Source organism: Amycolatopsis sp. NPDC004747 (assembly GCF_053601335.1).
Genome location: NZ_JBSGBQ010000012.1, coordinates 281,058 through 301,319, shown reverse-complemented (window position 1 = coordinate 301,319; position 20,262 = coordinate 281,058). Strand labels below are relative to the sequence as shown.

The 20,262-nt window shown below is 71.4% G+C and carries 22 protein-coding genes and 1 pseudogene; 16 read left to right on the top strand and 7 right to left on the bottom strand.

All coding sequences use genetic code 11. The features are described from left to right. Positions 1–249, bottom strand: a 249-nt coding sequence (locus tag ACWEGE_RS21880) for a transposase (RefSeq protein WP_449662290.1), incomplete at its 3' end; no start/stop codon positions are given. A gap of 321 nt (positions 250–570) precedes the next feature. Between ACWEGE_RS21880 and ACWEGE_RS21875 the strand changes: the two genes are divergently transcribed. Continuing rightward, the gene (locus ACWEGE_RS21875) at positions 571–1,893 is read left to right on the top strand and encodes an MFS transporter (RefSeq protein ID WP_449662276.1); all 1,323 of its coding nucleotides are present in this window, start codon (positions 571–573) and stop codon (positions 1,891–1,893) included. On the opposite strand, the gene ACWEGE_RS21870 is transcribed toward ACWEGE_RS21875, so the two are convergent. After that, positions 1,894–2,274, bottom strand: coding sequence for a VOC family protein (locus tag ACWEGE_RS21870; RefSeq protein WP_449662275.1), 381 nt, complete (start codon positions 2,272–2,274; stop codon positions 1,894–1,896). A gap of 18 nt (positions 2,275–2,292) precedes the next feature. After that, the gene (locus ACWEGE_RS21865; protein ID WP_449662274.1) at positions 2,293–2,757 is read right to left on the bottom strand and encodes a GNAT family N-acetyltransferase; all 465 of its coding nucleotides are present in this window, start codon (positions 2,755–2,757) and stop codon (positions 2,293–2,295) included. Between the two features lie 63 nt (positions 2,758–2,820). Between ACWEGE_RS21865 and truB the strand changes: the two genes are divergently transcribed. The 9 genes from truB (at position 2,821) to ACWEGE_RS21820 (ending at position 11,315) form a co-directional block, all read left to right on the top strand. Further along, on the top strand, positions 2,821–3,726 hold the full coding sequence (gene truB, locus ACWEGE_RS21860; protein ID WP_449662273.1) for a tRNA pseudouridine(55) synthase TruB: 906 nt from the start codon (positions 2,821–2,823) through the stop codon (positions 3,724–3,726). A gap of 27 nt (positions 3,727–3,753) precedes the next feature. Continuing rightward, complete coding sequence (locus ACWEGE_RS21855) at positions 3,754–4,737, top strand: bifunctional riboflavin kinase/FAD synthetase (protein WP_449662272.1); 984 nt, start codon at positions 3,754–3,756, stop codon at positions 4,735–4,737. Positions 4,738–4,819: 82 nt separating this feature from the next. Continuing rightward, the gene (locus ACWEGE_RS21850) at positions 4,820–5,293 is read left to right on the top strand and encodes a helix-turn-helix transcriptional regulator (RefSeq protein WP_310972580.1); all 474 of its coding nucleotides are present in this window, start codon (positions 4,820–4,822) and stop codon (positions 5,291–5,293) included. Then, a complete protein-coding gene (gene thpR / locus ACWEGE_RS21845) occupies positions 5,293–5,796 on the top strand; it encodes an RNA 2',3'-cyclic phosphodiesterase (protein WP_449662271.1) in 504 nt (167 codons plus the stop codon). The genes ACWEGE_RS21850 and thpR overlap by 1 nt, the downstream gene beginning before the upstream one ends. 144 nt (positions 5,797–5,940) lie before the next feature. Then, positions 5,941–6,210: a 30S ribosomal protein S15 gene (gene rpsO, locus ACWEGE_RS21840; RefSeq protein WP_003084034.1), complete on the top strand. Its 270-nt coding sequence runs from the start codon at positions 5,941–5,943 to the stop codon at positions 6,208–6,210. A gap of 219 nt (positions 6,211–6,429) precedes the next feature. Continuing rightward, positions 6,430–8,685 (top strand): polyribonucleotide nucleotidyltransferase, encoded by a 2,256-nt coding sequence (locus ACWEGE_RS21835; RefSeq protein ID WP_449662270.1) that lies wholly within the window; start codon positions 6,430–6,432, stop codon positions 8,683–8,685. Between the two features lie 79 nt (positions 8,686–8,764). Next, complete coding sequence (locus ACWEGE_RS21830; RefSeq protein WP_449662269.1) at positions 8,765–10,129, top strand: M16 family metallopeptidase; 1,365 nt, start codon at positions 8,765–8,767, stop codon at positions 10,127–10,129. Beyond that, complete coding sequence (dapB, locus tag ACWEGE_RS21825) at positions 10,126–10,866, top strand: 4-hydroxy-tetrahydrodipicolinate reductase (protein ID WP_449662268.1); 741 nt, start codon at positions 10,126–10,128, stop codon at positions 10,864–10,866. Before ACWEGE_RS21830 ends, dapB begins: the two co-directional genes overlap by 4 nt. Continuing rightward, positions 10,863–11,315, top strand: a complete 453-nt coding sequence (locus ACWEGE_RS21820; protein WP_449662267.1) for a tetratricopeptide repeat protein — start codon at positions 10,863–10,865, stop codon at positions 11,313–11,315. Before dapB ends, ACWEGE_RS21820 begins: the two co-directional genes overlap by 4 nt. On the opposite strand, the gene ACWEGE_RS21815 is transcribed toward ACWEGE_RS21820, so the two are convergent. Further along, positions 11,301–11,630: a hypothetical protein gene (locus ACWEGE_RS21815; RefSeq protein WP_449662266.1), complete on the bottom strand. Its 330-nt coding sequence runs from the start codon at positions 11,628–11,630 to the stop codon at positions 11,301–11,303. The two genes, ACWEGE_RS21820 and ACWEGE_RS21815, sit on opposite strands and share 15 nt — an antisense overlap. Positions 11,631–11,950: 320 nt before the next feature. On the opposite strand from ACWEGE_RS21815, the gene ACWEGE_RS21810 reads away from it, so the two are divergent. From ACWEGE_RS21810 to ACWEGE_RS21800, 3 genes are all read left to right on the top strand, one after another. Beyond that, entirely contained in the window at positions 11,951–12,799 is an 849-nt protein-coding gene (locus ACWEGE_RS21810; RefSeq protein ID WP_449662265.1) for a LysR family transcriptional regulator, read from the top strand. A 70-nt stretch (positions 12,800–12,869) separates the two neighbouring features. Further along, a complete protein-coding gene (locus ACWEGE_RS21805; protein WP_449662264.1) occupies positions 12,870–13,700 on the top strand; it encodes a helix-turn-helix domain-containing protein in 831 nt (276 codons plus the stop codon). 12 nt (positions 13,701–13,712) lie between these two features. After that, positions 13,713–13,949, top strand: a complete 237-nt coding sequence (locus ACWEGE_RS21800) for a DUF397 domain-containing protein (protein WP_449662263.1) — start codon at positions 13,713–13,715, stop codon at positions 13,947–13,949. Here the strand turns inward: ACWEGE_RS21800 and ACWEGE_RS21795 are convergent. After that, on the bottom strand, positions 13,914–14,432 hold the full coding sequence (locus ACWEGE_RS21795) for a hypothetical protein (protein WP_449662262.1): 519 nt from the start codon (positions 14,430–14,432) through the stop codon (positions 13,914–13,916). The genes ACWEGE_RS21800 and ACWEGE_RS21795 overlap by 36 nt on opposite strands. Before the next feature lie 87 nt (positions 14,433–14,519). On the opposite strand from ACWEGE_RS21795, the pseudogene ACWEGE_RS21790 reads away from it, so the two are divergent. Then, positions 14,520–14,981, top strand: a pseudogene (locus ACWEGE_RS21790) (GtrA family protein); the annotation flags it as partial. A 66-nt stretch (positions 14,982–15,047) separates the two neighbouring features. Here the strand turns inward: ACWEGE_RS21790 and ACWEGE_RS21785 are convergent. Continuing rightward, the gene (locus ACWEGE_RS21785; RefSeq protein WP_449662261.1) at positions 15,048–15,605 is read right to left on the bottom strand and encodes an N-acetyltransferase family protein; all 558 of its coding nucleotides are present in this window, start codon (positions 15,603–15,605) and stop codon (positions 15,048–15,050) included. Positions 15,606–15,664: 59 nt separating this feature from the next. Between ACWEGE_RS21785 and ACWEGE_RS21780 the strand changes: the two genes are divergently transcribed. After that, positions 15,665–16,879 carry a winged helix-turn-helix domain-containing protein gene (locus ACWEGE_RS21780; protein WP_449662260.1) on the top strand — a complete coding sequence of 405 codons (1,215 nt, stop codon included), beginning with the start codon at positions 15,665–15,667 and terminating at the stop codon, positions 16,877–16,879. An 87-nt stretch (positions 16,880–16,966) separates the two neighbouring features. On the opposite strand, the gene ACWEGE_RS21775 is transcribed toward ACWEGE_RS21780, so the two are convergent. Beyond that, entirely contained in the window at positions 16,967–19,780 is a 2,814-nt protein-coding gene (locus ACWEGE_RS21775; RefSeq protein WP_449662259.1) for a BTAD domain-containing putative transcriptional regulator, read from the bottom strand. Positions 19,781–19,867: 87 nt separating this feature from the next. Between ACWEGE_RS21775 and ACWEGE_RS21770 the strand changes: the two genes are divergently transcribed. Continuing rightward, positions 19,868–20,254 (top strand): hypothetical protein, encoded by a 387-nt coding sequence (locus tag ACWEGE_RS21770; RefSeq protein ID WP_449662258.1) that lies wholly within the window; start codon positions 19,868–19,870, stop codon positions 20,252–20,254. The last annotated feature ends 8 nt before the right edge of the window (positions 20,255–20,262 follow it).

The following is a 20,262-nucleotide window of genomic DNA, read 5'->3' as shown; positions in this document are numbered from 1 at the left end:
CAGGATCTCCTTCTCCTTCTGCAGCTCAGCGACCTGTTTGCGCAACCGCGTCACCTCGTCGGTCACCGCCGGATCCTCCACCGGCGGCCCGGCCTTGGCGGCCTGCTTGGCGGTGTTCACCCACGACCGCAAGGTCTCATGATTGACCCCCAGCTCACGGGCGATCTGCCGCAACGGACGATCACTCGAGTTGACCAGCTCGACCGCATCACGACGGAACTGCTCCGGATACTTCGACCTGCGCGACACCAAGACATCCTCCCTCCAGACCACCGTCTGGAATCAAGGTGTCCGCCCCCAAGGGGCAACTCCACGTGTCTGGAGGGGCATCACTCGTGATCAGCGGGGCATCAGCCCGATGCCCCTCCAGACACACGAGATGCCCGCCCAGTCACGCGTGATGCCCCTCCATGCACGGGTGAAGCCCGGCTGAGCACGGGTGATGGGGGTTACCTGTGGGGAAAACCACCCGGCTCGCGGCTATGGTTCGTGGTTGCTTAGGCGATACAAGTAGTAGGGACGGCAGCGCAGGCGTCCGGACGAACGAACGCCGAAACCCTGGAGGAACCCGTGCCCGCCACCGGCCGTGCCACTGCCCGGTCCTGGCTGATCTGGCTCGCCGCCGTCACCGTGTACCTCCTCGCCGTCTTCCACCGGACGTCCTTCGGCGTCGCCGGGCTGCAGGCCGCCGAGCGCTTCGGGGTCGGCGCGGCCGCGCTCGGCACCTTCACCGTCCTGCAGGTCGGCGTCTACGCCGCGATGCAGATCCCGACCGGCGTCCTGGTCGACCGCTACGGTCCCCGCCGCGTCCTCACCGTCGCCGTGCTGGTGCTCGGCGCCGGCCAGCTCCTGCTCGGCCTCGCCCACTCCTACGGCCTCGGCCTGCTCGCCCGCGGTGTCCTCGGCCTCGGCGACGCGCTCACCTTCGTCAGCGTCCTGCGCCTGGTCGCGGCCCACTTCCCGGGCCGCCAGTACGCCCTCCTGACGTCGTTCACCGCGGCCGTGGGCTACATCGGCAACCTCGCCGCCACCGTCCCGCTCGCCCTGGTCCTCGACGGCGCGGGCTGGACACCCACCTTCCTCGCGGTCGGCGCCATCACGGTCCTCTACACCGTCGTCGTCGCCCTGCGGGTCCGCGACGTCCCGGCCGGCACGCCCGAGCCGGTCCGCGAAGAAGTCCGCCCCCGCGAGCTCGCCGGCCAGGTCGCCGAGGCCTGGCGGACGCCGGGGACGCGCCTGGGCTTCTGGGTCCACTTCAGCACGATGTTCGCCCCGAACGCCTTGACGCTGCTGTGGGGCGTTCCCTGGCTGGTGCAGGGCCAAGGCCAGTCGAAAGCGACGGCGAGCGCGCTGCTCACCGTGTTCGTCTTCGGCTCGATGGCGGGCGGCCCGGCGCTCGGCGGCCTGATCGGCCGCCGCCCGTCGCTGCGGATGCCGCTGGTCGGCGGGTACATCGGCGGCGCCGTGCTGGTCTGGGCGGTGCTGCTGGGCTGGCCGGGCCAGGTGCCGCTGCCGGTCCTGGTGCCGGCGTTCGCCTTCCTCGCCCTCGGCGGCCCGGCGTCGATGATCGGCTTCGCGCTGGCGCGCGACTACAACCCGCTCAGCCGCGTCGGCACGGCGACCGGCGTGGTCAACGTCGGCGGCTTCGTGGCGACGACGATCGCCGCGCTCGGCGTCGGCGTGCTGCTCCAAGCCACCGGCGGGAACTTCCGCGTCTCGCTGCTGGCGATCGTCGCCATCCTCGCGCTCGGGACGTTCCGCCTGCTCGTGTGGTGGCGCCGGACCCGCACCCACCTCTTCCTCGCCGAAGCCCGCGGCGAGGAGCTGCCGGTGCGGATCACCCGCCGCCGCTGGGACGCGGCCCTGCCGGAGACGCCGATCGTCGCCGCCTGATCACCCGCGCCGGGGGACCAGCCAGCACAGGCAGAAGGGGTGCCCGGCCGGGTCGGCGTACACCTGGAAGTCGTCCCCGGACGTGGCCCCGGTCGCGGCTTTCAGCACCGTGGCACCGAGCGCCATGACCTCTTCGTGCGCTTCGGCGAAGTCCTCGACCCACAGGTCGAGGTGCATCTGCTGCGGAACCGGGCCGTCCGGCCACTGCGGCGGCGTGTGGCCGGGCGCGAGCTGGACGCCGACCCGCGGCGCCCCGTCCACCAGCACCATGTGCCAGTCGCCGTCTTCGCTCACCTCCCCGCCGAGGACCCCGGCCCAGAAGCGGCTTTCGGCGGCGAGGTCGGCCGCGTCGAAGGTGACGACCTGGTGGTTGATCCGCATGGCCCCAGTCTGCCGCGATCACCGCCGGACCGGCGCCTGCAGCAGCTCCGGCGCCACCGCGAACCCGCGCCGCTCGTAGGCCGGCACGGCCCGCGGCGACGAGTGCACGGTGACCCGCTCCAGCCCCAGCTCCGCGGCGAGCCGCAGCACGCCGTCGATCAGCTGCCCGCCGAGGCCGCCGTCCCGCGCTTCCGGCACGACGTACACGCTCTGCAGGTCCCCGGCGGCCCGCGACGGCGCCGCCGGCGTCGGCACCCGCGGGGTGATCGCCAGGAACGCCATCCCGAGCACCCGGCCGCCGCGCACCAGGACCAGGCACCGGTGGGTGGCCGCGTTTTCCCGCGCCCAGGCGGCGAACTCCCGCACGAACGCGCCCCGGCCCGCGTCGGGCAGGCCGTCCCGTTCGGCCACCCAGCGCCACCGCAGCGCGGCGACCGTTTCCAGCTCGGCGGGCGTCGCGGCCCGGACTTCGATCTCCGTCACGCCGCCATCGTGGCCGTCCGGCCGTCATCCGATCCACGACGAGCGGCCGCTAGGGTTTGCCGCGTGTCGAGCCCCAAACCGCCCCGCCGCCCCGCCCCGCCCCCCGGCCTGCTCATCGTCGACAAGCCCGCCGGCATGACGTCGCACGACGTCGTCGCGCGCGCCCGCCGGATCATGGGCACCCGCAAGGTCGGGCACGCCGGCACGCTCGACCCGATGGCGACCGGCGTGCTGGTGCTCGGCATCGAGCGCGCCACCAAGCTGCTCGGCCACCTCGCCCTGGACCGCAAGACCTACCTGGCCACCCTCAGCCTCGGCAGCAGCACCACGACCGACGACGCCGAGGGCGAAGTCCTCACCCGAGCCGAAACCACCGGCGTGACAGACGAAGACATCGCCACCGGCGTCGAGAAGCTGACCGGCGACATCCAGCAGGTGCCCAGCGCGGTCAGCGCGGTCAAGATCGACGGCAAGCGCGCCTACGCCCGCGTCCGCGCCGGCGAGGACGTCGTCATCCCGGCCCGCCCGGTCACCGTGTACCGCTTCGACGTCCTCGCCGTCCGCCACGAAGAGGACCACGTCGAGGTCGACGCCGTCGTCGAGTGCTCCTCCGGCACCTACGTCCGCGCGCTGGCCCGCGACCTCGGCGCCGACCTCGGGGTCGGCGGCCACCTGAAGGCCCTCCGGCGCACCACCGTCGGCCCCTTCACCCTCGCCAGGGCGAGGACCCTGGACCAGCTCGAAGAACAGCCCGAACTGAGCCTCGACCTCGACGCCGCCGTCGCCGCCGCGTTCCCGCGCCGCGACCTCGACGCCGCCACGGCGAAAGCGGTCCGCCACGGCCAGCGCATCCCGGCGGCCGGCATCGAGGGCACCTACGGGCTCTTCGGGCCCGACGGCCGGGTGCTCGCGCTGGCCGCCGACGAACAAGGCGTGTCCCGCGCGGTGGTCGTGTTGCTGCCCGCCTAGGGTGGGCTCGAGAGACGGGAGTCTGACGTGCTGCGGTGGCGTGGGCTGGGGGACCTTCCCGGCAGCTGGGGCCGGTGCGTGGTCACCATCGGCGTGTTCGACGGTGTCCACCGCGGGCACCAGGAGCTGATCAACCGGACGGTCTCGGCGGCCGCCGAGCGCGGCCTCCCGAGCGTGATGCTGACGTTCGACCCGCACCCGTCGGAGGTGCTGCGCCCGGGCAGCCACCCGGCGCAGCTGACGACGTTGCGGCGCAAGGCCGAGATCGTCGAAGGCCTCGGCGTCGACGTCTTCTGCGTGCTGCCGTTCACCCTCGAGCTGTCCCGGCTGCTGCCGGAGGAGTTCGTGCACGAGGTGCTGGTCGACCGGCTGCACGCGGCCGCGGTGATCGTCGGCGACAACTTCACCTTCGGCGCCAAGGCGGCCGGCAACGTCGAGCTGCTCCGCACCCTCGGCCGCCGGTTCGGCTTCGCCGCGTTCGGCGCCGAGCTGCAGGGCAAGGAACTGTCCGAAGAGGACCAGTCGGCGATCACCTTCTCGAGCACGTACGTCCGGTCGTGCATCGACGCCGGTGACGTGGTCGCCGCCGCCGAAGCGCTCGGCCGCCCGCACCGCCTCGAGGGCATCGTCGTCCGCGGCGACGGCCGGGGCCACGAGCTCGGCTACCCGACGGCGAACCTGTCGACCCCGCGCTTCGCCGCCGTCCCGGCCGACGGCGTCTACAGCGCGTGGTTCACCCGTTCGGCCGACCCCCGGCGCCGGCTGCGCGCCGCCGTCTCGGTGGGCACCAACCCGACCTTCTCCGGCCGCGAGCGGACGGTCGAGGCGTTCGTCCTCGACGTCGACGAGGACTTCTACGGCCAGCACGTGGCCATCGACTTCGTGGCGCGCCTGCGCGACCAGGTGCGGTTCGCCGACTCGGCCGGGCTCGTCGCGCAGATCGACGAGGACGTGGCCGAGACCAGGAAGGCACTCGAACTGCCCCCGGACGCCCTGACCGGGGACGAATAGGGGATTCCGCGTCCACGGACCGGGCAGCGATGGCAAGATGCTCACGGACGGTGTGCGCTGAACAAAGGGGAGCAGGGGACTGGTGGAGGACCACAAGATCGTCCAGCGGAACATCGCGTTGCAGCGCGAGTGGTACGGGGAGCCGCTCGGTGACCGCGTGCGCCGGCTCGTCGTCGCGTTCGACGTTTCGCAGGCGTTCCTGGCCGAGGTCCTCGGGATCAGCGCGCCCATGCTCAGCCAGGTGATGAGCGGGCGGCGGGCGAAGATCGGCAACCCGGTCGTGCTGGCCAGGATGATCATGCTCGAGCGCAAGATCCTGGTGCCCGAGGTCGCGGCGGGCAACCGCGACGCGATGCTGGCCGCGATGGAGGACGTCCGTGACTCCCGGCCCACCGTCGGCCGCGACAACATCCCGGTGGTCAACGAAGACCAGAAGGTCCTCGCCTACCTGCGCGACCTGGCCGAGGACGAGGACCTCGGCGAGGCCGCCAAGCGCCTCGACGACGACTTCCCGGCCATCGCCGACCTGCTCCGCCGGGCGGGCAACGGCGCCTGATGCCGGTCCTGTTCAGCGCGCTGCTCCCCCCGGACGACGTGGTCGCGGCGATCGCGGCAGCCCTCGGCGAGACCGGCGAGGACCTGCGCTGGGAGCCGCCGGAGCGCTGGCACATCACCCTCGCCTACTACGGCCGCGACGACGTGGGGTCCCGCGCCGCCTGGCTGGGCGAGCGGCTGGCCGGCCGCCCGGCGGTCGACGTCGGACTGGAAAAGGCCGCGACGTTCCCCGGGGTGCTGTGGTTGACTGTCGCCGGATCGGAGCTGACGCCGCTCGCGAACGCCGCGGGTGCCGACGCCGAACCGAGGCCCTACCGGCCCCACCTGACACTCGCGCGCTTCCCGCGGGAAGAACCCGGGCTCGCCGCGCGTTGGACCGATCGCCTCGCGAACTTCACGAGCCGGCGCTGGCGAGCCGCGGAAGTGGCGCTGATGACCAGCGAGCGCGAGCCGGGCGGTCCCCGGTACCGGGTGGCCCGCTCGTTCGGGCTGGGCCCCGCCTGAAAGGCCCTGCTCAGAGCCGCACGTGACCAGAATGGTAACGTCAGGGGCGGGTCCGGCTGCAGTCCGTGGCGGCCGTGACCGTCTTCCCGGCGTGCATCCACGTCCGGGGTCGCACGGCACTGATTATTTCGAGGAGCAACACAAGTGGCGCTGTCCACCGAAGAGAAGAAGTCGATCCTGGCCGAGTACGGCGTGCACGACTCGGACACCGGATCCCCCGAGGCCCAGGTGGCGCTGCTCACCAAGCGCATCGTCGGCCTCACCGAGCACCTCAAGGCTCACAAGCACGACCACCACTCGCGTCGCGGGCTCCTGCTGCTGGTCGGCCGTCGCCGCCGGCTGCTGAACTACGTGATGAAGGTGGACATCGAGCGTTACCGTGCGCTGATCCAGCGCCTCGGCCTGCGCCGATAGCTTTACCCGAGGGGGAGTGACCACAGGTCGCTCCCCCTCGCCACAAGATGGCGCGAGCGCGCACGAGGGTCCGTCCGCCGGTCCTCGGTAGTGGTTCCCGGGAAGCGTCCCGGGAGCTTCGATCGAAGACCGGCCTCATTCCTCGAGCGTCCTCAGGCGAAACGGGTCCCAGGGTGGGAGACTCGCGCCAGTAGAAGGAACCAAAGAGGAGAAACATCTATGACCGACTCCACCGGAGTCACCGTGCACGAGACCGAAGCCGTCATCGACAACGGCCGGTTCGGCACCCGCACCGTCCGCTTCGAGACGGGCCGGCTGGCGCGCCAGGCCGCCGGCGCCGTCGTCGCGTACCTCGACGAAGAGACCATGCTGCTCTCGGCGACGACCGCGTCGAAGCACCCGAAGGAGCACTTCGACTTCTTCCCCCTCACCGTCGACGTCGAAGAGCGCATGTACGCCGCGGGCCGCATCCCCGGCGCGTTCTTCCGCCGCGAGGGCCGCCCGTCGACCGACGCGATCCTCACCGCCCGCCTGATCGACCGCCCGCTGCGCCCGTCGTTCGCCGACGGCCTCCGCAACGAGATCCAGGTCGTCATCACCGTCCAGAGCCTCAACCCGGACGACCCGTACGACGTGCTGGCCATCAACGCCGCTTCGGCGTCGACCCAGATCGCCGGCCTGCCGTTCTCCGGCCCGGTCGGTGGCGTGCGCGTCGCGCTGATCGAGGACCAGTGGGTCGCGTTCCCGACCTGGTCGCAGCTGGAGAAGGCGACCTTCAACATGGTCGTCGCCGGCCGCATCGTCGGTGACGACGTCGCGATCATGATGGTCGAGGCCGAGGGCACCGAGCACACGCTCGACCTGATCGCCGCGGGCGGCAAGGCGCCGGACGAGACCTCGGTCGCCGAGGGCCTCGAGGCCGCCAAGCCGTTCATCAAGTCGCTGTGCGAGGCGCAGCAGCGCCTGGCCGCCGAGGCCGCCAAGCCGACCGGCGAGTTCCCGGTCTACCCGGCCTACCAGCCGGACGTCTACGAGGCCGTCGCGGCGATCGCCACCGACGACCTGGCCCGCGCGCTGCAGATCCCGGGCAAGCAGGACCGCGACGCCGCGACCGACGAGGTCAAGGCCGCCGTCATCGAGAAGGTCGGGCTGGGCGAGGGCGAAGCCTTCGAGGGCCGCGACAAGGAGATCGGCGGGGCGTTCAAGGCCCTGACGAAGAAGATCATGCGCCAGCGCGTCCTCACGGAGAAGATCCGGATGGACGGCCGTGGCCTCACCGACATCCGGTCGCTTTCGGCCGAGGTCGCCGTGATCCCGCGGGCGCACGGCTCGGCGCTGTTCGAGCGCGGCGAAACCCAGATCCTGGGCGTCACCACGCTGAACATGCTGCGCATGGAGCAGCAGATCGACTCGCTCTCCCCGGAGACGACGAAGCGCTACCTGCACCACTACAACTTCCCGCCCTTCTCCACCGGTGAGACCGGCCGCGTCGGTTCGCCGAAGCGCCGCGAAATCGGCCACGGCATGCTCGCCGAGCGCGCCCTGGTGCCGGTGCTGCCGAAGCGGGACGAGTTCCCGTACGCGATCCGCCAGGTCTCCGAGGCGCTGGGCTCCAACGGCTCGACGTCGATGGGCTCGGTCTGCGCGTCCACCATGGCGCTGTACAACGCCGGCGTGCCGCTGAAGGCGCCGGTCGCGGGCATCGCGATGGGCCTGGTGTCCGACGAGGTCGACGGCGAGACGCGCTACGTCGCGCTGACCGACATCCTCGGCGCCGAGGACGCCCTCGGTGACATGGACTTCAAGGTCGCCGGCACCAAGGACATCATCACCGCGCTGCAGCTCGACACGAAGCTCGACGGCATCCCGTCGGAGGTCCTCGCGGCCGCGCTGAAGCAGGCGAAGGACGCCCGCAACACCATCCTCGAGGTCATCGCCGAGGCGATCGACGGCCCGGACGAGATGAGCCCGTTCGCGCCGCGCGTCACCTCCGTGAAGATCCCGGTCGACAAGATCGGCGAGGTCATCGGCCCGAAGGGCAAGATGATCAACTCGATCACCGAGGAGACCGGCGCCGACATCTCCATCGAGGACGACGGCACGATCTACGTGGGCGCGGCCGACGGCCCGTCGGCGGAGGCGGCGATCGACAAGATCAACGCCATCGCCAACCCGCAGCTGCCCAAGGTCGGCGAGCGCTTCCTCGGCACCGTGGTGAAGACGGCCGCGTTCGGCGCGTTCGTCTCGCTGCTGCCGGGCAAGGACGGCCTGGTGCACATCTCGAAGCTGGGCAACGGCAAGCGGATCGCCAAGGTCGAGGACGTGGTCAACGTGGGCGACAAGCTCCGCGTCGAGATCGCCGACATCGACAACCGCGGCAAGATCAGCCTGATCGTGGTCAAGGACGAGGACGCGGCGAAGCCCGCCGAGGGCGGCGACAAGCCGGCCGACGCCGAGAAGGCCGACGCCAAGTAAGCACCGCTTGTTCGATCCGTGAAGGCCATCTCGGGGGTACCCCTGAGGTGGCCTTCACGGCAAGGTGAGTAAGGAACAAATGGCACGGCAGGTTTCCGGGCACGAGCAGCCCGTCGGCACCACCCGCACGCTGGAGTCCACTCCGGACGGTGCGGTCGTCAAGCGCAGTGTCCTGCCCGGCGGCCTGCGGGTGATCACCGAGCACGTCCCCGCCTCGCGCTCGGCCACGGTCGGGCTGTGGGTCGCCATCGGCTCCCGCGACGAGCCGGCCGCGGTCGCCGGTGCCGCGCACTACCTCGAGCACCTGCTGTTCAAGGGCACGAAGCACCGTGACGCCACGCAGATCGCCGAGGAGATCGACGCGGTCGGCGGCGAGTTCAACGCCTTCACGGCGAAGGAGCACACCTGCTACTACGCGCAGGTGCTCGACGCCGACCTCCCGCTCGCCGTGGACCTGGTCACCGACGTCGTGTTCGACGCGCTGTGCACCGACCGCGACATGGACATGGAGCGCAGCGTCGTCCTCGAAGAGATTTCGATGCGCGACGACGACCCCGAGGACCTGCTGCACGAGACGTTCGTGACGGCCATCCTCGGCGACCACCCGCTCGGCCGCCCGGTGCTCGGCACCGAGAAGTCGATCATCGAGATGTCGCCGGCCGCGCTGCGCAACTTCTACAAGCGCCGCTATACGCTGCCGCGGATGGTCCTGTCCGTGGCCGGGAACATCGACCACAACCAGGTGCTGCGGCTGGTCCGCAAGGCCCTCGGCGAGCGCCTGACCGGCACCGCGACACCGGTCGCGCCCCGCGAGGGCCGCGCCCGGATCAAGACCGTGCCGAAGCTGGCCCTGCACACCGACGACACCGAGCAGGCGCACGTCATGCTGGGCCTGCGGTCGCTGTCCCGCCACGACGACCGCCGCTTCGCGCTGTCGGTGCTCAACGCGGCCCTCGGCGGCGGCATGTCGTCGCGGTTGTTCCAGGAGATCCGCGAGCAGCGCGGGCTGGCCTACCAGGTGTACTCGTCGGTCGCGAGCTACGCCGACACCGGGCACCTGGCCGTGTACGCGGGTTGCCAGCCGGAGAAGCTCGGCGACGTCGCCGGCGTCATCCGCGAGGTGCTCGACAAGGTCGGCGTCGACGGCCTGACCGACGCCGAGGTGGCCCGGGCCAAGGGGCAGCTGCGCGGCGGGCTGGTGCTGGGCCTGGAGGACACGTCGTCGCGGATGTCGCGGATCGGCAAGAACGAGCTCAACTACGGCCGCTACCTGGGCGTCGACGACACGATCGCCCGCATCGACGCGGTCACCACCGAGGACGTGTGTGCGCTCGCTCGCACTTTGTTCGCCCGGCCCGGTGGCGTCTCGGCGGCGGCGGTCGTCGGGCCGTACGCTCACGCCGACGACCTTCCGGACGACCTGCACGAGGTGATCGCTTCATGACCATCAACGTCGGTGTGCTCGGCGCCCGCGGCCGCATGGGCGCGACGGTGGTGAAGGCCGTCGAAAACGCGGGCGACATGAAGGTCGTTGCGGCCCTGGACGCGGGCGACGACTTCGCGGCGCTGGCCGAGGCGCAGGTGGTCGTGGACTTCACCCACCCCGACGCGGTCATGGGCAACCTGGAGTACCTGGTCGGGCACGACATCCACGCGGTCGTCGGCACCACCGGCTTCAGCGAGTCCCGGCTGGCTTCGCTGCGGGACCTGCTGGCGCCGAAGCCGTCGGTGGGCGTGCTGATCGCGCCGAACTTCGCTCTCGGCGCGATTCTCGCGATGCGGTTCGCGGCCCAGGCGGCGAAGTTCTACGCCTCGGCCGAGATCATCGAGCTGCACCACAACCGCAAGGCCGACGCGCCGTCCGGCACCGCCGCGCACACCGCCCGGATGATCGCCGCGGCACGCGCGGAGGCGGGCGTGACGCCGGGCCCGGACGCGACGACGGACGAGCTGGACGGCGCTCGCGGCGCGACGGTCGAGGAGGTCCGCGTGCACTCGGTCCGCCTGCCGGGCCTGGTCGCGCACGAGGAGATCCTGTTCGGCGGCGAGGGGGAGACCCTGACCATCCGCCACGACTCCCTCGACCGGACGTCCTTCATGCCGGGCGTGCTGCTCGGCGTGCGTGAGGTGCTGAAGCGCCCCGGCCTGACGGTCGGCCTGGAAAACGTCCTCGACCTGTGAGGGCCCGCAACGTCGCGCTGCTGCTGACGGCGGCGCTGGTCGTCTACCTGTTCCTGCTGGCGGACAGGGCGTTCGCGCTGTTCAAGACGGGGACGGGCGTCGGTATCGCGCTCGGTGCGGGCGTGCTGCTGCTGCCGGTGCTGGGCAGCTGGGTCGTCGTGATGACGTGGCGCAACGGTCTGCAGGTCCAGCGCCTGTCCCGGCGCCTGGACGCCGAGGGCGAGCTCCCGGACGTCTCGGACCTCCCGCGCCGGCCTTCGGGCCGGGTGGATCGCGAGGCGGCCGACGCGTGGTTCGAGCTGCGCCGCGCGGAGGTCGAGGCCGACCAGGACAACTGGCGGGCCTGGTACAAGCTCGCGTACGCCTACGACATCGCCGGTGACCGGCGGCGGGCGCGGGAGACGATGAAGAAGGCGGTCGAGCTGGAAGCCGCCTCACGTACCGAGTAGCTCCGGCGCGAAGATCTCATCGACCTGCCACCGCCGCGAGGACAGGCCCTGCTCGTGGTGGTACCGCAGGTAGGTGTCCAGGGCGAGGCGGTTGGCCGAAATCCCGTAGGGCCACCAGTTCTCGCCGAACTCGGCGATGGTCTCCTCGACCAGCGCGTTCGCCCACGGCAGCATGGTCTGCACCTGGTAGAGCCGCTGTCCCCGGCGGTAGCGCGCGGCGGCGGCGTCCTTCGCGGCTTCGAACATCGTGTAGACGCGCCCGGCCAGGCCGTCCGTAGGTGCCGAACTCGCCGATGGTCCGGCCGGTGAGATCACCCGGTCCGGTGATCCCCGCGTGGATGTTGACGAAGACGCACGAGTGCCGGAAGACGCGGTTGGGGAAGATCGGCAGCGCCACGAACGGTGTGCCTTCGTCGAGCAGCCGCAGGTAGAACGTCAGGCCGAGCTCGGCGACGTCGAACTCGCCGCGGATCGCCCGTTCGAAGATCTCCGGCAGCGTGGCGGCGGTTTCCACGGTGGCGGCCAGGTCGCGGGTCGTGTCGTAGGTGAAGGTGCCGATGCGCATGGTTCCGATCCTCGGCGCGCGGGCCGGTGGACGTCCAAGACCGGTTCGGCCAGCTCGATACCGTGGGGGTATGGACTTGCGGGTGCTCCGGTACTTCGTCGCGGTGGCCGAGGAGCGGCACGTCGGTCGCGCGGCGGAGCGGCTGCACATGGCGCAGCCGCCGCTGAGCCGCGCGGTGCGCGGGCTGGAGGACGAGCTGGGCGCGACGCTGTTCGAGCGCACCCCCAAGGGCGTCACGCTCACCGACGCGGGCGCGGTGTTGTACGACGAGGCTGTCGCGCTGCTGGCGCAGGCGGGCCGCATCCGCGACCGCGTGACCGCGGCGGCGACCCTCACCGTCGGCACGCTCGCGGACGCCGCCGAGCAGGTCGGCGCCCACCTGGTGGCGCAGTTCCGCGCGCAGCACCCGCACGTGGACGTGCGCGTGCACGAGACCGACCTCGCCGACCCGACGGCCGGCCTCCGCGCCGGCCTGGTCGACGTGGCCCTCACCCGAACGCCGTTCGAGACGGCGGAGATCGGTGTCCACGTGCTGCGCCGGGTCGGCGTGGGCGTGGTGCTGCGCGACGACGACCCCCTGGCCGGCCGCACCTCGGTGGCGACGGGCGACCTGGCCGGCCGCCGCTGGGTCCGCCTCCCGGACGGCACCGATCCCCGCTGGAGCGCCTACTGGACGGGCGGCCCGCCCGGCGACGACGCCCCGGTCATGCGGACGATCCAGGAGTGCCTCCAGGCGGTGCTCTGGAACGGCACGGCCGCCCTCGCCCCGGCCGACCAGCCGGTGCCGCCGGGGCTGTGCGTGGTGCCGGTGTCGGACCGGCCGGTGAGTGAGCTGGTGGTGGCCTGGCCGAAGGCGGCGAGCAGCCCGTTGGTGCGCGGTTTCGTGCGGGTCGCCGTTCGGGTTTTTGCTTCGCCGTAGCTGCGGTGTGGCATTTCGCTGACAGTTGTCGTTCATTCGTGAAATGCGCGGTGTTCGTACTATCGGCCGCATGAAACCGACTTCGTCTTCTCCGGGTTCCCGGGCGTTGTCCGCGTCGCTGCGCGAGGTGCGTGAGGCGCGGAAGTTCGGGTTGCGTGAGCTGGCTCGGGCGCTGGAAGTGGATCCGCGGTTGCTGTCGCAGTGGGAGCTGGGGATCCGGGTGCCGCCGGTGGAGGAGGTGGCGAGGATTCTCGGGTACTTGAGGGTGGATCGGGCGACGACGAGCCGGATCCTTTTCCTCGCGCAGCACGTGAAAGAGCCCAACTGGCTGGACTCGAACCCGTCCGACCTGCCGTCGGCGCTCACCGGGATCATCGAGTACGAGCGCACCGCCACGAAGATCACCAACTGGGCGCCCGCGATCGTCCCCGGGCTGCTCCAGACCGCCGACTACGCCCGCGCGATCCTGACCGCCGCGCGCATCGGTGAAGAGGAAGCGGATCGGCGATTGGTCAAGCGCTTGAATCGCCAGAAGATCCTGACCGCGCGGGAACCGGTTTACCTGCGTGCCCTTGTCGGCGAGGCCGCCCTCCGGACTCAGGTCGGCAACGAGGACATCATGTCCGACCAGTTCGATCATCTCCTGCAAGCCGTGCGGCGCCCCAATATTTCGCTGCGCATCGTGCCGCTGGATGTCGGATACCACCCCGGGCTGCTCGGGCCTTTCATCGTCTACGAGTTCGGCGACCGGCCCGCGATCGTGCATCTGGAGCACTACCACGCCAGCGGATTTCTGCCCGAAGGCGGTGGCGGCCCGTACTATGAGCTGGCTAGGGTGATCACCGGCAAAGCTCTTACCGAGGAGGCATCCCTCGCTCTTTTGCGAGAAGCCACCCGATAGCTAGGAGGCACCGTGTTCACCTGGCGCAAGTCGAGCTACAGCGGCAACGAAACCGATTGTGTGGAGGTTGGCTTCCACTGGCGCAAGTCGAGCTACAGCCAGCACACCGATTGTGTCGAGGTGGCAGTGTCCACCACCGTCGGGGTGCGGGACACCAAATCTCGTCACCTGGGCCAGCTCACCGTCTCACGCGCTGCCTGGACCGCCCTGATCTCAGTGGTGCAGCCAGCCCGCGAACACCGCGGGTGAAGCCGCGATCAAGCTGAAGCGGATCCACCTCCCGGCCAGCCCCGTGGTCAAGAAGGTCGCGAGCCGCATCCGCACCAGCCCCGCCAGCACGCTGGTCGCCATGAACGGCGGCAGCCCCACCAGGGAACTCACGCCATACGTCCCCGCCATCCAGTGCGGGTGCCGGTGGCAGCGCTCGCGCAGCCGGTCGAGCCACGCTCGCACCCGCTTCGTCCGCAGCTGCCAGCGCACCCGCCGGGGCGTCAGCGGGCGCTCTCGGTGCAACCTGTCGTGCAGGGGCTTCGGCAGCTTGATCGTCCCGCGCGCGGCCAGGTAGTACAGCGTCTTCCCGGCGATCTGCCCGACCGCCACCGCCGCCCCGAGCCACAGCCAGTGCAGCCCCGGCTGGCTCGCGCACAGCCCGAGCAGGAAGACCTCGGCGTTGATCAGCGGCACGATGGCCGAACCGAACGCGACGCCCAGCGTCAGCAGGATCCAGCTCACCGTGTCACCTCCTGAAAATCACTCGGGTTCTTCCAAGTTATCAGTTCGAAATCTCCGCGCACTGGGGTTGGCCCCACCTTTCGGCCGGTGGTCCGCACCAGAAGATCACCTGCCGGACGGCTTCCCGTCACCTCCCATCGGAAGACTGGCGGGGTGGCCGCCGAGCAGCTCCGTACGCCCGCTGACCGATTCGGCGCCCTGTGCCGGGCCGTCGTGCGCATCCTCCCCTTCGGGTTGTCGCGGATCGTGGCGCCGACGTTTCTCGGGTTCTGCCTGATCAACGGGTTCACCTTCGGCGTCGACCTCGGGCTGCTGACCGTCTTCCACGGGGTGCTCGGCCGGCCGGTGTGGCTGGCGATCACGCTCGCCTACTGCTGCGCGTTCGGGCTGAGCTTCGTGCTGAACCGGACGTTCAACTTCCATTCCCACGCCGCCGTCGGAATCCAGCTCGGGCTTTACATAGTTGCGATCGGTGTCAATTACGCGGCGTTTCTGCTGGGTGTGGGGGCGGGGCTGACGGCGCTGGGCGTCGAATACCACCTCTCGCGGCTGCTCGCGGGCGCGTGCGAGGGCGTGTTCATGTACGCCGTGATGCGGTGGGTGATCTTCCGGGACTCAGCTCAGGGTGAGGTCGAGGGTGCCGGTGAGCCGGACCTCGCGGACCATTTTGTCGCCGGTGTCGAGGGTGCGGACGGTGCCGTCGGGGTTCCAGCCGGCCCGGCGGTAGAAGCCGAGGGTGGCGTGGTCGCCCTGGGCGACCCAGGCGATGCCGCGGGAGGCGCCGTCGGCCCGCAGGCCCGCGGCGGCCGTCGCGAGTAGCCGCCCGGCGTGCCCACGGCGCCCCCACCGCGGCTCGACGAGCACGGTGGCGATCAGCCCGGTGGTGTCCGCGTCCTCGGGCAGGCTCCCGTCGGCCTGGGCGACCTCGTCTTCGGGGGCGCGCCCGGCGACGCAGAAGCCGACCGTGAACTCGCCCTCGGTGGCCACGTAGACGAGGCTGCCGGGGTGGTCGATGGTCTCGGTCCAGGTGCCGGCCAGGTCGGTGGCGTCCAGCTGGGCCAGGGCGTTCTTGCCCAGGAGGTCTTCGTAGGCGGCGTGCCAGGTGTCGCGTTGGATGCGGGCGATCTCCGCGGCGTCGGACAGGTCGGCGGGACGGACGGCGGCGTCGCTCATGGGGCGAAGATACTGGGGCGCCGGTTTTTGTCGGTGGTGGGTGGCACCATGAGCTCACCATGCAAACGATCAGTGTCTCGACGGCCCGGAAGGCGTTCCTGGCCGCACAGGGCTTCAGCGACCCGCGTCCCTCCGGCGTGCCTTCGCGGCAGCACCTGAAACGGGTGCTGTCGCGGGTCCAGCTGCTGCAGCTGGACTCGGTGAACGTCGCGGTCCGGGCCCACTACATGCCGGTGTTCTCGCGGCTGGGCTCGTACGACCCGGCGATGCTCGACGAGGCGGCGTGGGCGAACTCGGCGCGTCGTCCGCGGCTGCTGGTGGAGACGTGGGCCCATGAGGCGAGCCTGCTCCCGATCGAGGACTGGCCGCTGATCCGCTCGGGCGCCAAGCGCGACGGCTGGTGGCGGCACTACGGGCCGTTGATCGAGAAGTCGCCGGGCCTGGTCGACGAGATCCTGTCGGTGGTCAAGGAGCTGGGCCCGATCGGCGCCGGCGGCATCGAACGCGCGGTGGAGGCGGACGCCCAGCGCCGCGGGCCGGGGTCGTGGTGGGAGCGGTCGGAGGTCAAGCGCGTCTGCGAGTACCTGTTCGGCATCGGCCAGCTGACCACCGGCACCCGGCGCTCCTTCGAGCGGCTCTACGACCTCACCGAGCGGGTGGTCCCGCCGGAGATCCTGTCGCGGTCGGTCTCGGCGGAAGAGGGCGCGCGGGGCTTGATCTCGCGCTCGGCGCGGGCGCTGGGCGTGGCCACGGAGACGGACCTGCGCGACTACTACCGCCTCGGCCCGGCGCCGGCCCGCCAGGCGGTGGCGGAGCTGGTGGAGTCGGGCGAACTGGAGCCGGTCGCGGTCCGGGGCTGGAAGCAGCCGGCGTACCGGCACGCGTCGGCTCGCACCCCGCGCGTGGTGACGGGCCGGGCACTGCTGTGCCCGTTCGACCCGCTGATCTGGGAGCGCGCCCGCACGGAGCGGCTGTTCGGCTTCCACTACCGCATCGAGATCTACGTCCCGGAGCCGAAGCGGGTGTACGGGTACTACGTGTTCCCGTTCTTGCTGGACGGCGCACTGGTGGCCCGGGTGGACCTGAAGTCCGACCGCGCGGCGGGGGTCCTGCGGGTCCAGGGAGCGTTCGCGGAGGAGGGAATCGACGTGGCGCGGGTCCTGCCCGAGCTGGCGGCCGAACTGCGGCACATGGCGGAGTGGCTGGGCCTCTCGGGCGTGGCGGTGGGCACCCGCGGCGACCTGGCCGGACCCCTGGCGAAGCTGGTGCGCTGAGAACGGGCTCGATCCGGCACGCGCGCCGCAGCCGGTCAGTGCTCCTCACCGATGGAATCCGAACGGGAGAGGGCCTGGGCGGCGAAGTCACCCGTGGTCCGGGGTTGCCGAATGGATCTTCTTGATCTGGTCGCGGAGTTCGGCGGTGCCGCGGTGGCCGAGACGGTCGTAGGTGGCCAGAGCGGCGTAGAAGTGTTCGAGGGCCGGGCCGGTCTCGGCGAGGGCCAGGTGGATCGAGCCCAGCTGTTCCCGTGCCTCCGCGACCAGGACCTCGTCACCGGTGGCGGCGGCGAGGTGCCGGCCGCGTTCGGCGAGGTCGAGGGCCTGTCCCAGGTCGTCGCACCCGGCGCTGAACGCGGCGAACTCGATCAGGATCTGGGCCTGGTCGCGAACGTTGGTGTCCCGGCTGCCGGCCTCGAGGGCGCGGCGGAAGTACTGCCGCGCCTCCCGGAACCGGCCGGTGAGGTGATAGGCCTCGGCCAGGTTGCTGTAGATCATCGTGGTGAAGTGCCCGCTGCCGGCGACGCCCCGCGCTTCCTCCGTCGCCCGGTGCAGGACCCGGATCGCCTCTTCCGGACACCGGTCGTTGAGGTGGACCGCGGCCAGGTTCAACAGCGCGGTCGCCGCGCCCAGCCGGTCGCCGAGGGACCGGCGCAGCTCGTAGGCGCGCCGGCACGCGGCCACGGCGTCGTCCACTTGGCGGAGCAGACCGTAGGCGATGGCCATCCGCCCGACGATGAGGGCTTCTCCCGCGGTGTCGCCGGCCCGGACGGCGGCGTCGGCGGCGCGCCGGTAGAGCTCGATCCACCCGGTGCGGGAATAGCGGCGGTACAGCCACCCGTACATGGCCGCGGCGATCTGCCAGGCGAGCCGGGGGTGCTCCCGCCCGGCGAAGGCCGCGGCGGCGACGAGGTTCTCCTCCTCCCGGCCGAACCAGTCCAGCGCGGCCGCCTCGTCGGCCGGGGCGATGGGGTGGGTGGCCGACTCGAAGTTGGGCCGCTCCCGGGGGCGGAGCACCCGATCCGCCGCGTTCGCGGCGTCCCGGTACCAGGTCAGGACGCGGACGGCGGCGTCGTCCCGGTCCGCCGCGGTCGCGTCGGTGACGGCCCGCTCGCGGGCGAAGAGCCGCACCAGGTCGTGCATCGCGTAGCGGTCGGCGCCGGAGCTGACGACGAGGTGGGTGTCGGTGAGCTGGGCCAGCCGGTGCGCGGCCTGCGGCTGCGGAAGCCCGGCGAGGGCGGCGGCGGCCGGCAGGGAGATGTCGGGCCCAGGAAGAAGACCCAGCAACGCGTGGAGCCGGCGCACCGGCGGACGCAGGTTGGCGTAGGACCGGTCCAGCGCCACCCGCACGGCCGCGTCCGGGTCGTCGGCGACCTGCAACGCGGCCAGCCTGCGGTCGGTGCCCAGTTCGGCCGCGTACCCGGTGACGGACAGGCTTCCGTTCTCGGCCAGCGTCGCCCCGGCGATCCGCACGGCGAGCGGCAACCGGGCGCACAACCGGGTGATCTCGCGCGCTGCCGGGTGCTCGTCCCCGAGCCGGCCGGCCCCGGCGATCTCGCTCAGCAGCGCACACGACTCGTGCGTGCTGAGCGAGCCGACCGTGATCCGCCGCGCCCCGTCGACGGCGACCAGGCCGTTCAGGCTGCCCCGGCTGGTCACCAGCGTGAAGCACTTCCCGCCGCCGGGAAGCAGCGGGCGCACCTGGTCGGCGCTCGCGGCGTTGTCGAGGAGCACCAGAACCCGCCGGGCGGCCACGAGCGTGCGGTACAACGCTGCGGCCTCGTCCACCGACTTCGGCAGATCCGCGACGGAAACGCCGAGGGCGCGGAGCAACTGCGCCAGCGCGTCGGCAGGCGAGGTCGCCGGCAAGTCGCTGAACCCGTTGAGGTTCAGGAAGAGCTGGCCGTCCGGGAAGCACTCCTGCCTGCGGTGCGCCCAGTTCAGGGCCAGGGCGGTCTTGCCGGCGCCTGCCATGCCTGCCAGCACGACGACCGACGCGCGTTGGCGACCGGCGTGGCCGGAAGTTTCGTCGAGCACGGCGAATTCGCCGGCCCGCCCGACGAACGGCCGCGTCGCCGCGGGCAGCTGGCGCGGCACGGCCCGTTCCGTGGGCTTCGGGCCGCCGGTCACCACCAGGCCGGGGTCCGCCCGCAGGATGGCGTGGTACAGCTGCTGCAGGGCGCGGCTGGGATCCGCGCCGAGCCGGTCGGCGAGCGCCGTGCGCGTGTCGTGGTAGACGGTGAGTGCTTCCGCGCCCCGGCCGTCCCGGTAGAGGGCGAGCATCAGTGAGGAGACCAGCGATTCCCGGGTCGGGTACTCGGCCACGAGTTCCGCGAGCGTGGCCGTCGCCTGGCGATGCCGTCCCACGGCGAGATCGGCTTCCGCCAGCGCTTCCCAGGCGGTCAGGCGCAGTTCTTCCAGCCCGGCGCCGAGCTGGTACCTGAGGTCGTCGTCGAGCACGTCGGCGAGGAGCGGGCCGCGCCAAAGGTCCAGCGCGCCGCGAAGCAAGCACGCCTTCTCCTCGAGGTCGGCCGACGCCAGCCCGCGCGTCACCGCCTCCCGGAACCGGTGGACGTCCACGGTTCCGGGGTCGGTCTCGAGGAGGTAGGCCGACCCCAGCGTCACGATCCGGCACTCGCCGCCGCCCGCCCGGCCGGGGTCGAGCAGCCGGCGCAGGCGCGACACGTGGGTCTGCAGCATCGCTCGGCCGTTCGGCGGCACGAACTCACCCCAGAGCACTTCCTCCAGCCGGGCGAAGGAAACCGGTTTGCGGGTTTCGAGCAGCAGCACGCCGAGCACCAGGCGTTGCGCGCGGCGCCCGAGCTCGAGGTCCTCGTCGCCCCTGCGGACGCGCAAGGGACCCAGCAACCGGAACTCCATCAGCTCCCCCCGCCGCATCATGCCCACTCGCGGGTCGTCCGTGTCAAGCCGCCGTCAAGGTAGCCGGAGCAGACTCGGGGAACGGGAAACAGATCAAGGAGCCGAAAGATGTCGCACAGGACAACGAAACCCCTGGCGGTCGCCGTCAGCGGCGCCACCGTTCTGCTCGGGCTGGTGCTCGGCGCCGGAACGGCGGCGGCCGACACCCGCGGCTGCACCATTCCGGCCTCCAGCATCGGCTGTTCGACCGGCGCGATCCCGGCGAACGCCGTCGAACACGCCGTCGTGATGACGGTCTTCGCGCCGACCAGCGGAACGACCACCTGCCGCGTGCACGACGCCGGTAACGGCATCGAGGTGGGAATTCTCAGCAACAGCAACCGTTTTGTCGCCAAGTCCAAGACGATCAGGGGCCTCTTCGGCTCCTACTTCCTGAACTGCCTCAAAACGGGGAGCGGCAGTGGGGGCGGTGGCTCGCTGACCAACGGAACGTGAAAGTACCG